The following is a 13,580-nucleotide window of genomic DNA, read 5'->3' on the forward strand; positions in this document are numbered from 1 at the left end:
ACATCGCATTCATGGAACTTTAGGCTATATGACGCCTATTCAGTATCGCCTTGCAGCCCTTAAAAAAGTTGTTTGATTTACTGTTGACAATCCAATGTTATGATATCTAAATGAAGTAAAGTCTACTGGGGTATCCCTTAAGATATATTCTCCTACCTGTATCCCCTCTATCGTTTTGGTAAATGCATGTTCTTTACCTCCGATTCCATAACTGGTTATAATGTCATCTTCTAAGCCGACTCGAATTCCAATATCATCCACTTCATCCTGAGAAATCAATGTATGACTTGCTCCTGTATCAATAACTACATTATTTATTACTTTCTTCTGTCCATTATAATGAATGGTTATTCCGTAAATAATAATCCATCTTTATACTCAATTTTCATTTATAGATATCTCCTTAGACCAACATTCTTCCGAACTTTCACTATAACCCGATCCTTAGAAGTATGATAAATCAAGGTCTTCTCTTTGCTATTCAATAATTCTTTAGTTGCTTCTTCATCACTCACAGGGCCAATTACAGCAACATCATCTATGAATTCTTGACTATCTTTCTCTTCAGAATGAATAATTTCGAACTTCACAAATTGATTCGGAAAGATTTGTTGTACTTCCTGCCACTTCACGATTAATCCCTCCAAACGTTTTTAATTGTATTATATCATTTATTTGGCTAGTGGCTTTCAATAGAATTTCACTCAACGTTTCTGTATTCACGACGTCCAAGCGGCTTAAGGACCGCAGGTCCGGGTGGCTCTGCCACTTAGCCGATTGAATGTGTCCGGTGGATCCACTTCCCTGAAATGCCTCTTCCGGACCAAGGGTCGAGTTTGTCTCGGCCCGCAGCGTTGGATGCAATGTTATATGATATCACAGCCTTCCTCGAATTCACCCACAATTCACTTCTTTATATATTCTTTGAGTATCTATTAATTCTTCATCGTTGAACTCCATTCTATATACATCTGGTTTTGAGGTTTTCATTAAGAACTCATACCCGTATTGATCATCGAAGTATCTCATCATTAATATCATGACCAACCCATGTGTTCCTATTGCTATCTTCTGCCCCTTATAGTTCATTATTATTTCTTTTAATCTTGTTACAGATCGTCTTTGACAGTCATTTATGGACTCACCAAAAGGTTCCTTATAATAAGGGTCTTTAAACATCTTACTTACGAGTGAGTATACTTCTTTGTCTGGAATAATCGTATCCTCTCTTGAAAATACAAGTTCTTTAAGATCTTCAAACACTAAAATCTCTTTATCACTTTGTTGTGCCAACTCTTCAATTGTTAGGATTGCTCGAATATATGGACTTGAAATAAATACACTAATTCCTTCATCCTTCAGCAGTTCGGTTATTCTATGGGAATCAAACTTTCCTTTTTTAGTTAATCCTCGAGTTCTTTCATTTCCTTCCGATTTGGATGATTCACTATGTCTAACAAAGTAAATATATGTTTTCATATTTGCCCCCAGGATAACATTCAATTGATATATTCATAGCTATGGTTTCACCTAACGCTGATAATGATACAAGATGGCAGTTTGCTCATTACTTATCAGCGTCTTTAATCCCACAGTCATTTAATGCGATTATAAAGTCAAGCCATGATCTCTTTTATATTACTTTGATCGCACTTTTATATAGGTTTGGATTTGAGAATATTCTGGCATCTCATTCCCTCATTTCATCATTGCGTGTATTTCAACTAACATCTAATCTATGTACTTCGTAAATACTGCACCTTCAAGTTAGTATCTGAACTACATATATGATAACTCACTCAGTTCCACTTGCGAAGAAAAAATTGGTGGAAAAGGAATATTAAGCAGAGTGCTCAAGCTTCCATATCCATGTGATCCAGCAGGCTCTGAATACGCTGGATATTTTTCGTGCTGGCATGCTTATAGCGCTGCGTTATAACTACTACTAAATTAAGCGTTGAGTTTTACTCTCCCCCACCTCTACGTTACTAAAAAAGAAGTTACATGGCCTAGTCTCGGACTAGTTCAGTAACTCCCTTTTCAAACCCTATTTCAATAGGTAGATTTATTATTCTTTTACCGCCCCGACCACGATCCCGGTCACAAAATAACGTTGCAGAAACGGATACACGAGCAGGATCGGCAGTGCACTGATAAAGATTTGCGAGGCCCGAATGGTTCGCTGGGACAGATTGGCGACGGCTTCCGGGTCGAGCTTGGACATGTCGGCCTGAACGATAATCGTCTGCATAAATGTCGCCAGCGGAAGCCTTTCTGAATCTCGAATATAGATGATCCCGTCAAAATAAGAGTTCCAATGTCCGACCATCATGAATAGGGAAACCGTGGCAATGACGGGTATGGAGACGGGCAAATATATTTTGATAAAAGTCTGCAAATGCCCCGCCCCATCAATAAAAGCGGCTTCCTCCAGATCCTTGGGTACGGTACGGAAGAAATTAAGCAGCAGAATAATGTTAAATACCGCAACCAATCCAGGCAGAATCAACGCCAGCAATGTATTCATCAGTCCAAGCTTCAGAATCAGAATGTAGCCCGGAATGAGACCACCGCTGAATAACATGGTGATGACAAAATACCAAAGGTAGATATTGCGTGCACGGAAGACTCGCGTCTCCTTGGAGAGCGCATACGCTGCAATCGTATTTACCACTAACGCAAGTCCCGTTCCAAGTACCGTCCGCTCCACAGACACCCACAAGGAGGAGAGGAAATTGGCATTATCAAACGTCTTAGCATAGGCTTCAAGCGTAAAGCCAATCGGCCAGAACGTAACCAGTCCGGCATTGGCAGGTGCGGATGCGCTAAGAGATACCATGAGCAAGTGATATAAAGGCAGCAAGCAGAGCAGCGAAAGGATGGTCAGGAACACATTATTGAATATGCTGAATACTCGATATGGAATCGTTTTATGGTACATCGACTCGTCATCCTTTCTAGAAAATTCTGTACCCCGCGAATCGGTAGGCCAGTCGGTATGAGATCACGATCAGGATTAAGCTAATAACCGATTTAAATAAATTCACGGCGGTAGCGAAGCTGAACTGCCCACTAAGCAGACCTTCCCTGTACACAAAGGTATCAATGATATCTGCTTGCTGATAGATTAATGGACTATATAAGTTAAAGATCTGATCGAAGTTTGCATTGAGCACATTGCCTAGTGCCAGGGTTGCGATCACGATCCCAATCGGAATAAGCGCCGGGATGGTAATATACATCGTCTGCTTACAGCGCCCCGCCCCATCCACTTCAGCCGCTTCATAGAGTGACGGATTAATACCGGACAGTGCCGCCAGGAAAATGATCGTGTTGAAGCCAAACTCCTTCCAGACATCACTTGCAATGATCGTAAAGCGGAACCAGTTGCCATCCCCCAGGAAGAAAATCGGCTTGATGCCGAATACAGAGGAAAGGAATTGATTGATGATCCCTGTCTGGGCCAGAATATCGATCAGAATGCCTGAAAGCGTAACCCAAGACAAAAAGTGCGGAAGATACACGAGTGTTTGAATGGTTCTTTTGAGCGCCATCTTCCTGACCTCATTCAACAATAAGGCGAAGATAAACGGAATAATCAGGTTCATTACAATTTTGGAGCAGGCAAAAAACAGCGTATTCCACGTAATTTGCAGGAAATAATCATTCTCCCACATGTGCCTGAAATGCTTCAGTCCGACCCATTCAGAATTGAAAAAACCCAGTGCAGGTTTATAGTCTTGAAATGCCATAAGAATCCCGGACATCGGAATATACGAAAAAATAAAAACCATAATGGCCGCCGGCAACACCATCAAGTGGAGAATCCATGGTTGTTTATAGACTTTCTTTTTTCTTCTATTCGGCTTGCTCCCAATGTTCGCCTGCGGCACCCGGTTAGCCTCCATATTAGCCTCCATAGCGCTCTCCTGTTCCCAAAAGAAAGTTTTTGTGTGTAATGGGGATCTCTGCTATAAATAGTATCAGGCAATCCTCAGGTCTGACTATATAACATTGTTAGGGTGGATATGGTTTTGTTAGGAATATCGATTGAAGGAGACTTTTATGAATTTATGGAAGCGCTTTATATTATTCCAAGGAACGGCTCGATCCCGGTTTAGTCTGTTTGCCAAAATAAACTGCTTAATCGTGGTTTTGTTCATCCCCATTATTATCATGTATACCTACTCGAACAATGTCACCTACGATGTCGTAAGCAAAGAGCTGCAAATATCCAATACCAAACAGCTCACGTTTTTATCCAGTCAGATCGATTCCCGCATTAATCAGATGATGGATTTCAGTCTTATTCTCTCTAGAGATCCCAATGTCAGAGCATTCAATGGTTTGAACATGTGGGATGATCTTTATGACCAGATGCAGACCCGATATGTCATTCAGGAAAAGATGATGCTTCAATCCGGGGTCACAGATATATGGCCCACCCGATATGCTGTGTATTCACAGCAGAACCAAGATGTCATCGCCAACTACAACAGATCATCAGGGTATGATGAGAATTACCTAAAAAGAAATATGAGTGGCCAATGGACATATGGTGATCATGGTGCGGAATCTCAAGAGGAGCTTCAATCCTTTTACTGGTTCTTTACCGATTCCTTGGCCCAGCCGGGGATGTTGACGGGAAGCAACCTGGTGATTGAAGCCAGCTTCAGTTATGAGAACATTCAGAACATGCTGGACACGTACAAGAAAGGTGGACAAGGCGATCCCTTCTTTTATCACAAAGGGAATTCGCCCATTCTGAACCGCAGTGCAGACAAGCAGCTATCCGAAGAACTCATTCGTTATCTGGATACTCACTCCCCGGAGGACACTACACCGGATGTCGTGAAGCTGAATGGGAAGAACTATCTGGTCAGTTCTGTAAAGTCTTCATATTTGGATTGGCATTTAGTAGATGTGGTCCCACTCTATCAGATCCTGCAACCCATTTCACTCAGTCGGAACCTGTTCTATCTCTTTATGGTTCTGCTATTTGTTGTGGGCATTTCCGCTTCAATACTACTGTACAGAAACGTTCAATATCCGATCAAAAAGCTGATCCAGGGCTTACAGCGTGTGCAGCGGGGAGACTATTCCGTACGTCTGCATAGCAAGGATCAGAATGAGTTCTCATTTCTGTTTCATCGATTTAATGATATGTCTCATCAAATTCAAGATCTGATCGAGAATGTATTTCATGAAAAGATCAGAGCCCGGGAAGCCACGCTGAAGCAGCTGCAGGCGCAGATCAATCCCCATTTTCTGTATAACTGCCTTGGCTATATCATCAATATGGCCCAGATGAAGGATGAAGAAGCGGTCATCTCTATGGCTTATAACTTAAGTGCGTACTATCGCTATACCACCCGAGTGGAACGAGAAACGTCTTCTTTGAAGGAAGAAATCAAGCTGCTCGTCAACTATTTGGATATCCAAAAGCTGCGCAATGGGAGAATTGAATATCATATCGATATCCCTGAGCATATGCTTAGCCAGTCTGTTCCACGTTTAATGCTTCAACCGATTGTGGAAAATTCGGTCATTCACGGCGTAGCGAAGTCGTATTCATCTGGTGAAATCCGAATTAGCGGGGAAAGCTCGGACGGTTTCTGCAAAATTTACATTGATGACGACGGACCCGGCCTGAGCCCGGATCAGTTGGAAGCTCTGAATCGTAAAATGCAGCAGCCGCTGCAGGAGGAGATGGGCTGTGGTCTCTGGAATACGAACCAGCGGATCATGCACCTATTCGGCAATCAGTCATGCCTTATTTTCAAGCCGTCCCCGCTCGGCGGATTCCGAACAGAGATCATCTGGGAGATTCCAACAGAGGAAGAAAATCATAACGATATAAGTTGAACTAAACATTTACACGATAACGGAGAGGGCAGAACAAATCTGGAGAAGCAAAGCGTTCGCCTAAAAGCTTTCTGAAAGAAAGCTACATCGGAAGCATAGGCTTATCTCCGGATTTCCCCTTTTGTAAGGGATTCAAAAAATCTGGGGATAACAGCGATCGGAAGGTGGTTCTGACCGCGCAGTGGTCCCGTGTAAAATCATTCGTTCAACTTATATATACAAACCATCAAGGAGACAAATAACATGCAGATGATCATCGTAGACGATGAAGCACACTGGGTAGATAACCTTTCCATGACCAAACCCTGGCACACGCTGGGGATTGAACATGTGCATAAAGCTTACTCAGCACATGAAGCACTACAAATTATCGATACGCACCCCATTGATATTGTGATCTCGGATATTCAGATGCCCGAAATGACAGGTATTGAACTGATCGAACGGATCAGAGTCCGTGACAAAAAAATAAAGTGTATTCTTTTATCCGGATATTCCGAATTCGATTACGCCAAAAAAGCCATCCAGTACGAGGCCGTTGATTACTTGCTGAAACCACCGACTGACGATGAATTGATGGGCGCCGTTCAAAAGGCCATTGATCAATTAAACACAGAATGGGAGCTCATAAGCTCACTTAAACGAACCCAGTTTACCCTTCGGGAGAATCTGCCCCATTTACGTGGTCGACTGCTCCTTGAGGCCTTACAGGGACATCGATTCGCAGCCGGCGAATGGGAACGGAAACTTGCGAATTACGATCTGCCCTTCCACGACGGAGATTACGCGTTAATGCTTGTACGTATGGAAGAAGAATTCAGGCACTATGACAACAACGATCAAACCTTGATCGAATATGCAGTCAGCAATATGGCTGAAGAGATTATGGGTGAGTTTATGGAAGTCTGGGGCGTGAAGGAGGAACATGGATATCTGGTGTTTCTGATTCAACTTAAAGAGAACGATACCGACATTGGAAAAGAAACTATACTGGAGAAGCTTTCTGTGCAGCTTCAGTCTAAGGTCAAGCAGTTCCTGAAGGGTTCCCTCTCCATCGTCATCACCGAGTGGTTCCCGTTTCCAGAACTGCTATATGACCGCTTTCGGCAGGCCTCGGCTTATTTCCGGCAAATTGTCGGAGATGAGCGCGAATTCGTGATGCGGGTCAGTGACGTGGAAACGCCCGCAGCGCAAGGCCCCCTGGATGTCCTGTATACTCCGCCCTCTTTCATTCATCTGTTGGAAAGCGGGCAATGGGATGCCGCAGAAGAAAAAATAGTAGCCGTCTGTGAGGAGCTGGATGAGAAATGGTCGGAATCGTGGGAGCATTGTATGGAGGCAGGTTTTTTAATTACGGCTTCTTTCACCAATCTCGCACACCGAAATAGGCTTACTCTGGCTACCTTAATGGGTAGCGATATGGAGTGGCTGCAGAGCGGGAAAGCTTTCTCCACCATCAGTAAACTGCGAAAATGGTCGCTTAGTGTGCTCGGCAAACTCAAGGAAGGCACGTCCAACGAAATCAAAGACATACGTTCCGAGTATGTGAAGAAGATTCAGGATTTTACGGATAAAAACCTGCATCTGGATGTTTCCCTCCGTGTACTGGCCGACCATGTCAATCTGCATCCGACCCATTTGTCCAAGATTTATAAGATTGAAACTGGTGAAGGCATAAGTGATTATATCTCGCGCCTGCGCATGGATCGTGCCTGTCACAAGCTGAAAATGACCACCAAAAAAGTATATGAAATCAGCATGGAGATTGGATATATGGACCCTGCTTATTTTATCAAGGTGTTCAAACGCCAGTTTGGGGTCACGCCGCAGGAGTACAGAGACCATCATAAATAGCATGATAGAGTCCTATCGAAACTAAAAAACTCATATAGATGCCATCCCCACCGACTTGGTACAGTTACACTTGTAAAGATCATACACCGTAGGGGGATTGAAGAATGATCAAATTCAAAGCATGGTGGTCGCTGCTCATGGTCATCGCACTTATCACAATTACAGCCTGTGGCAATGGCGAAACATCCAATGAGAATGCCACGAACGATAATACGCCGGCGGCGGTCGGTTCACCCGAAGCAGAAGCTGCTTTTGCAAAAGGGAAATACGATCCACCCATTGAGTTCAGTTCGGTGTTGATGCCGAAGAAATATGTTCAAGGGGACACCAAAGAAAATAACGTTCACGATCGGTGGATGCTGGAAACGCTGGGCATGAAGCATAAAGATACCTGGTATCCGGCCAATGATGATCAATACAAACAAAAGCTTCAGTTGGCCATTGCCTCTGGCGAGAAGCTGCCTGATTTCGTTTCGGTACCCACCAATGCGGTATTGACCAATCAACTTATTGATTCCGGTCAATTCATTGCCATCGATGAGTTGTTCGACAAGTATGCAAATAAAATTCTGAAAGACCACGCGGCAGCGCATCCGGAGCTATGGTACCCTTTCACCAAGGACGGCAAGAAATACAATATGCCGATCCTGGAATACACAGATAATGACGACACGCTGCTGTGGCTCAGGGAAGATTGGATGGAAAAGCTGAATCTGGAAGCTCCCAAAACCATCGCGGATCTTGAAAATATCATGGATAAATTCAAGAACAAGAACCCGGATGGCTTAGCACCTAATGAAGTTTTTCCACTCGCAATTTCTTTGAAAAATAATACAAACACCTGGATGGGCTCACTCGATTGGTTATTCGGAGCATACGGCACGGTCCAGGAGCAGTGGAACAAAGACGCCGATGGCAATCTGGAGTACGGCTCCATTAATCCAGGTGCAAAGCAGGCACTCGCGAAGCTTAGTGAGTGGATGGAAAAAGGCTATATTCATACCGACTCCGCCCTGTGGGATGAAGGTAAATCTGCGGAGAGCTGGACGAAAGGCACCGCAGGTATTCTGCCCGGATCCAACTGGATTCCAGACTGGCCAGCCCCCGATCTGTTGAAGAATGTGCCTGGAGCGAAAATTAAAGCTTATCCAGTCCCAAAAGGTCCAGATGGACTCATCGGTACGAAATGGCAGAACGCCGGCGTCAACGCCAGTATTATGATTAACAAGGACGCGAAGCATCCTGAAGCCATTTTCCTGTACTATAACTATCTGCTCGATAACCTGGCTAACCCGGCCGCTGGCAGTAAATATGAATACGGCTTCGCCAAAGGCTACGATTGGGACATCGTGGACGGACAACCGACCAGTGATAAAGAGAAGATTAAAGACTTCTCCAACGAGTTCCCTTTCCTGACGGGCCCGGCACGTATCCCGGATCTGTACATGAAGACACTCGTTAAACTGGCTGATGGGAAGACGCCAGAAACCCCTTATGAGAAACAAATGGCCGAGTTCCGCAAACCCGAAAACTGGGCCGCAGCCAAGGTAGTCATGTCGCAATTAGACATTCGCAAGCAAAACTACTTCACCGGTGCTGCGACACCAACGATGGTATCCAAATGGAACCTGCTTCGCCAGTCCGAAATGGAAACCTTCAACAAAATCATCTACGGCAAGCTGCCGATCGATGCCTTTGACCAATTTGTAGCCAATTGGAAATCCAATGGCGGTGACCAGATTACGCAAGAAGTGAATGAATGGTTTAAGTCGGTGAGTGGGAAGTAAGGGATAAAAATAAGAAACAAATATAAAACAAGCCGAAGCGTGTGTTTTTGTCGCTTCGGCTTGTTTTGGTTTAGTTTAAGATCGCTGCGCTTGATGGGCATTTGGCCTTTCACTTTCGCCTTCTGCCCCTATAGACTATAGACTTACTCAGCAAGGAAACCGCGAGCAGAATGCTATCCTGTAATCCTTGTAAGTATAATCTTTTCACTTGTATTAGTAGAAATTTTATAAACTCTTTTATCACCACCACCTTCAATTAATGTGGGGAACATATTGTTATTGAATAGAAAGAAGCGCAAAAATCAATTTTTGTTTTAATCACCAAATAGATAGTCTTGTCCTTGTATCATTTTCATCAGTTATATATTCAAGAGATTCAAATCCCTGTCTCTTTATGTGTTCATATAAGTCTTCAAGTTTTTTATGGTCTTTACAATAGACTGCTATGTACACACTATCAATCACAAGGAGAACTAATTGGCACTCACTCAATAAATATTCTTCATATGACATTACATCAATTATTTTTGTTTCTAATGGATACGCCTTTAAATTCGCAAATATTAAGTAGTACTTCTTATTTTCAATAATCTGTTTTAGTTCTTCTCCTTTCATTCCAATCATCATTTCTGGAAAAAGACTATCTCCTAATTTATCATCAACTATTAAATAAGATTCCTCTCCTCCAATAAACCAATTGAAGGAAGTTATTCCGATTGGTTTTAATATTTCTCCAAGAAAGCTGCCATATGAGTTTGGAATTTCAAAGCAAATGCCTCTTTTCATTTATTTCACCATCTTTACGCAGATTTCTGATAACGTTTCTGTTTTCATGAACCCCGAAGAGGTTGTCTGCTGAAATGATTCCCTGAAATCCATCTTGCAGACCTAGGCTCCATCAGAAGCCGCAGCTTGAATATTATGTTATGCGTTGTTACTGCCATCTTTGAACTCCTTACAATTACCCTCTTTCTTATATGTCTTTCCATTTCTCTCTTCTTATTAGGTTTTCGATTTGGGATGCATGGTGTTTGTGGTGCCAAATAAATCTTTGTATAGCTGTCTCTAATGTAATTATTCCTAATACTTCGGTTTGTATAGTCCGTTTATACTCTTCTATACTAAGTTCTTTCAGCAACACTAAAAAGCGATGATGCAATATTTCAATAAGTGATAGCGAATTCTCTACGGGCAACTTCTTGTAATCAATTAATTCTCCCCACGAATCTTCTCGATATGTGTTTGCTAATGGATTATTTTCAGTTAATCCTCTTTTAAATCTCAGGTACGCATTCATATCATTATCAGCTAAGTGATGTATGACCTGCTTTACTGTCCAACCGTTCGGCCGATACGGAGTCTCCAACTGGTATTGTTCGAGACCAATCAGCAATGTATTTAGTCGCTTAATTAGTTCAGGAATTTGTTTAATAAGATATATTATTTCATCATTTGAAAGATTGTTTTTGGGTTGAAATTGACCAATCGGATATTTGATTTGATCCATTGTATTTCTCCTCTCTTCTTTAGAATTGCAGTAATTACGCGTAACGTTTCTGTATTCATGAACCCGTCAGGGGTTGTCTGCCGAAATCCCTCCCCGAAATCCATCTCGCAGACCAAGGCTCCATAAGAGCCGCAGCTTGAATATTATGTTATGCAATTCCTCTGTCCTCTCCGAATCAACGTTCCAAAGGTTTGCTTGCTTCTGTTAATCCATCATTTACCTCTAAATATTTCAATGTTTTTTCAATATCGTCGTGGTCCATTGTTTTCGTTATAATTAGATGTTTAATATTAAATCCTGGTGATTCCATTTCTTTTTTAAAGTAATTCACTAATTTTTGAGGGGTTGTCACCAAACTCCACCGTTCACTTCCATCCGAAAAAGTAAGGGTCACCTCCACCAAATCAAACTCCTTTGGATTATCCTCAAACTTCCATGTTTCTAAATAAGGCACTTCTATATTTCCTTCAATAAAAAATGCTTTTGATATCCAAACTGCTTTCCCGTGATTTCCAATGATTCTATACTTATCCCTGTCCTCATTTTTTACGATGTATTTATTGCCTCTTCTAAGTGCATGAGCATAAACGCCTATACTCATACAAGTTATGATTGGTCCCTCCATCAATTCACTTCCATGTACCCTATTTAATTTACTGAGGTTTCGCATAACGTTTCTGTATTCATGAACCCCGTCAGGAGTTGTCTGCTGAAATCCCTCCCCGAAATCCATCTCGCAGACCAAGGCTCCATAAGAGCCGCAGCTTGAATATTATGTTATGCGTAGTTCCTGACTCCTATGAATTGCTAACATTTGTTTTATTTTTCTTTAAATCTACCCATTACAATGCTGCTGTATAGTCTACCATCAGTAAGCAACTTATCATGTTTTAATACTCCTTCAATTTCAAATCCTTGTTTTTTATATAATTCTATTGCGTTCTCATTTGTCTCTAACACGTTCAATACCATTTTTTGTATACCAACTGAATCAGCCCATATTATAGACTCTCTTAATAGATTCTTTCCAATTCCATATCCCCAAAATTCTTTTAGTACGCATATTCCAAATTCCACTTTATGCAATAGTCGCTTTAAATTTGTTCCTTCGCACCGCGAAAAACCAACAATGCGATTTTCAATTTCAGCAACTAAGAATAGGTTCCTTGGACTCTCTTGATCTGTTTTAATTATCTCCTCAAATCCGGAGGCGTCAATAAATTCTTCTCCACTTTCTCTGTCCATATTTTCTGTCTCGCTATCAATTTGTAATCGTAGTTCAGACAAGCTTTTTGCATCTTCAACTGCTGTAGATCTAATACGATATTTTAGTTCTTTCACATTAAAGTCATTTGGTTTAATAATCATTACGAATCTTCCCCTAATTGAAATGATCTTATAGTCAGTTCATTAATTATTTTTTTAGGAATTACGTCTAACGTTCTCGTATTCACTACGTCCATTTCTCTTAGATAGTTCCTATCTTAGGGGAATGGATGTATCTGCCTGACTCCTCTTCTTCGAAAAAACTCCTAGCAGATCAAGGCCAACGGCCACAGCGCGAATATTATGTTATAGGATGTCAGCGCCTTCTTCGAAATACAAAATCATTTTTTTAACTATCGTTTCCCGTTAACGTCATTCTATGTCTGCTGAGGCGCTCCTGGTGGATAATAATTATTTAGTAACGTTACAGTCATGAAGTACGTAGTAGGTTAGGATTTCTTGTACGTCCCCTTACAATTATTCACCCCCACCTGTAATTTGCTCTTTACCATTGTTCATAATGTATTTGATTCAAATCAAAGCATCTTACATAATTGTCCAATCATTCTCTTTGTGTCCAACATATCTTGGAGATATCAAACAAGAGGAGTTGATATTTTGGTACGTATTCTCGATAAAGCTGCCGTACAGCCGCGCCGTAGATTCAACTTAGCAAACTCATTTATTATCCGACGTTCACCAGCAAGATCTCGCCTTGCAACAATCACTTTACGTATTCCAGTCAATTCTCAACCTAATCGGGTAGATTTAGTAGCAACTGTGGGTGTTCGAGGTGTCACTGGCATTGCGCAAATACTCTTTAGAATCTTCCGCGATGGAAGAGAGATTTTCAACACCCAACAAGGTATCGAATCTGCTGGTTCTGAACAAAATTATGCAGTTACGTTCCAGGCGGAAGATAGAAATGTAATAGCCGGTGCCCATGTTTACACAGTCACAGCAGAAAACCTTACTGCAAATACAAGAGCCGATGTTGTTGGGCCTGTATCGTTTAGTGGGTTAGCCGTTAAAACGAGAACCTAATACCATATTTGCAGTTTTCAGCACTTGAATGATAGCCCTGTAAAACCTCAATTTTGAGGAAATAGGTACTCCAAGATGGAAAAAGAGCTAGAAAAGTAATAAGCAGCTCGTTCCTCGTCAGAGGATGGGCTGCTTTTGCTCATTTTCACTAAGCATAACTGCCCCGTTAGAATTCCTGTAAAACAAATAATTTGCTCTTTGCATAAAAACGAGCGCCTCGGTACGATGGGGTTGCGCACGAGGTCATAGCCTCAAAA

13 protein-coding genes are annotated in these 13,580 nt (G+C 41.9%); 4 read left to right on the top strand and 9 right to left on the bottom strand.

Annotation, left to right across the window (positions count from 1 at the left end; genetic code table 11):
- Positions 1-39: 39 nt before the first annotated feature.
- The 5 genes from ABH897_RS27190 to ABH897_RS27210 form a co-directional block, all read right to left on the bottom strand.
- The gene (locus ABH897_RS27190; protein WP_404592978.1) at positions 40-366 is read right to left on the bottom strand and encodes a retroviral-like aspartic protease family protein; all 327 of its coding nucleotides are present in this window, start codon (positions 364-366) and stop codon (positions 40-42) included.
- Positions 367-389: 23 nt separating this feature from the next.
- Complete coding sequence (locus ABH897_RS27195; RefSeq protein ID WP_044647366.1) at positions 390-632, bottom strand: hypothetical protein; 243 nt, start codon at positions 630-632, stop codon at positions 390-392.
- A gap of 262 nt (positions 633-894) precedes the next feature.
- The gene (locus ABH897_RS27200) at positions 895-1,479 is read right to left on the bottom strand and encodes a histidine phosphatase family protein (RefSeq protein ID WP_044649242.1); all 585 of its coding nucleotides are present in this window, start codon (positions 1,477-1,479) and stop codon (positions 895-897) included.
- Positions 1,480-2,068: 589 nt separating this feature from the next.
- Positions 2,069-2,941 carry a carbohydrate ABC transporter permease gene (locus tag ABH897_RS27205; RefSeq protein WP_404592974.1) on the bottom strand — a complete coding sequence of 291 codons (873 nt, stop codon included), beginning with the start codon at positions 2,939-2,941 and terminating at the stop codon, positions 2,069-2,071.
- A gap of 16 nt (positions 2,942-2,957) precedes the next feature.
- Positions 2,958-3,908 (bottom strand): ABC transporter permease, encoded by a 951-nt coding sequence (locus ABH897_RS27210; RefSeq protein ID WP_404592979.1) that lies wholly within the window; start codon positions 3,906-3,908, stop codon positions 2,958-2,960.
- Positions 3,909-4,065: 157 nt separating this feature from the next.
- Between ABH897_RS27210 and ABH897_RS27215 the strand changes: the two genes are divergently transcribed.
- The 3 genes from ABH897_RS27215 to ABH897_RS27225 all read left to right on the top strand — a co-directional run bounded on the left by ABH897_RS27215 (position 4,066) and on the right by ABH897_RS27225 (position 9,506).
- Positions 4,066-5,865, top strand: coding sequence for a cache domain-containing sensor histidine kinase (locus ABH897_RS27215; RefSeq protein WP_283652646.1), 1,800 nt, complete (start codon positions 4,066-4,068; stop codon positions 5,863-5,865).
- Between the two features lie 243 nt (positions 5,866-6,108).
- A complete protein-coding gene (locus ABH897_RS27220; protein WP_283652647.1) occupies positions 6,109-7,719 on the top strand; it encodes a response regulator transcription factor in 1,611 nt (536 codons plus the stop codon).
- A gap of 104 nt (positions 7,720-7,823) precedes the next feature.
- Positions 7,824-9,506 carry a type 2 periplasmic-binding domain-containing protein gene (locus ABH897_RS27225; RefSeq protein ID WP_404592975.1) on the top strand — a complete coding sequence of 561 codons (1,683 nt, stop codon included), beginning with the start codon at positions 7,824-7,826 and terminating at the stop codon, positions 9,504-9,506.
- A gap of 318 nt (positions 9,507-9,824) precedes the next feature.
- Here ABH897_RS27225 and ABH897_RS27230 read toward each other — a convergent pair whose 3' ends face one another.
- The 4 genes from ABH897_RS27230 to ABH897_RS27245 all read right to left on the bottom strand — a co-directional run bounded on the left by ABH897_RS27230 (position 9,825) and on the right by ABH897_RS27245 (position 12,381).
- Positions 9,825-10,292 (bottom strand): DUF2691 family protein, encoded by a 468-nt coding sequence (locus ABH897_RS27230; RefSeq protein ID WP_283652650.1) that lies wholly within the window; start codon positions 10,290-10,292, stop codon positions 9,825-9,827.
- Between the two features lie 187 nt (positions 10,293-10,479).
- On the bottom strand, positions 10,480-11,013 hold the full coding sequence (locus ABH897_RS27235) for a YfiT family bacillithiol transferase (protein WP_404592976.1): 534 nt from the start codon (positions 11,011-11,013) through the stop codon (positions 10,480-10,482).
- A 175-nt stretch (positions 11,014-11,188) separates the two neighbouring features.
- Positions 11,189-11,746 carry a hypothetical protein gene (locus ABH897_RS27240; RefSeq protein ID WP_404592977.1) on the bottom strand — a complete coding sequence of 186 codons (558 nt, stop codon included), beginning with the start codon at positions 11,744-11,746 and terminating at the stop codon, positions 11,189-11,191.
- An 86-nt stretch (positions 11,747-11,832) separates the two neighbouring features.
- On the bottom strand, positions 11,833-12,381 hold the full coding sequence (locus ABH897_RS27245) for a GNAT family N-acetyltransferase (protein ID WP_404580599.1): 549 nt from the start codon (positions 12,379-12,381) through the stop codon (positions 11,833-11,835).
- A gap of 516 nt (positions 12,382-12,897) precedes the next feature.
- On the opposite strand from ABH897_RS27245, the gene ABH897_RS27250 reads away from it, so the two are divergent.
- Positions 12,898-13,323, top strand: coding sequence for an exosporium protein C (locus ABH897_RS27250; protein ID WP_075154545.1), 426 nt, complete (start codon positions 12,898-12,900; stop codon positions 13,321-13,323).
- The last annotated feature ends 257 nt before the right edge of the window (positions 13,324-13,580 follow it).

Source organism: Paenibacillus sp. RC73, assembly GCF_044908085.1.
In the GTDB taxonomy this organism is placed as follows: Bacteria; Bacillota; Bacilli; order Paenibacillales; family Paenibacillaceae; genus Paenibacillus; species Paenibacillus terrae_A.

Coding starts and splice junctions, on each gene's coding strand:
- ABH897_RS27200 (WP_044649242.1), bottom strand. CDS start 1,479: ATGAAAACATATATTTACTTTGTTAGACATAGTGAATCATCCAAATCG.
- ABH897_RS27205 (WP_404592974.1), bottom strand. CDS start 2,941: ATGTACCATAAAACGATTCCATATCGAGTATTCAGCATATTCAATAAT.
- ABH897_RS27210 (WP_404592979.1), bottom strand. CDS start 3,908: ATGGAGGCTAACCGGGTGCCGCAGGCGAACATTGGGAGCAAGCCGAAT.
- ABH897_RS27215 (WP_283652646.1), top strand. CDS start 4,066: ATGAATTTATGGAAGCGCTTTATATTATTCCAAGGAACGGCTCGATCC.
- ABH897_RS27220 (WP_283652647.1), top strand. CDS start 6,109: ATGCAGATGATCATCGTAGACGATGAAGCACACTGGGTAGATAACCTT.
- ABH897_RS27225 (WP_404592975.1), top strand. CDS start 7,824: ATGATCAAATTCAAAGCATGGTGGTCGCTGCTCATGGTCATCGCACTT.
- ABH897_RS27230 (WP_283652650.1), bottom strand. CDS start 10,292: ATGAAAAGAGGCATTTGCTTTGAAATTCCAAACTCATATGGCAGCTTT.
- ABH897_RS27235 (WP_404592976.1), bottom strand. CDS start 11,013: ATGGATCAAATCAAATATCCGATTGGTCAATTTCAACCCAAAAACAAT.
- ABH897_RS27240 (WP_404592977.1), bottom strand. CDS start 11,746: ATGGATTTCGGGGAGGGATTTCAGCAGACAACTCCTGACGGGGTTCAT.
- ABH897_RS27245 (WP_404580599.1), bottom strand. CDS start 12,381: ATGATTATTAAACCAAATGACTTTAATGTGAAAGAACTAAAATATCGT.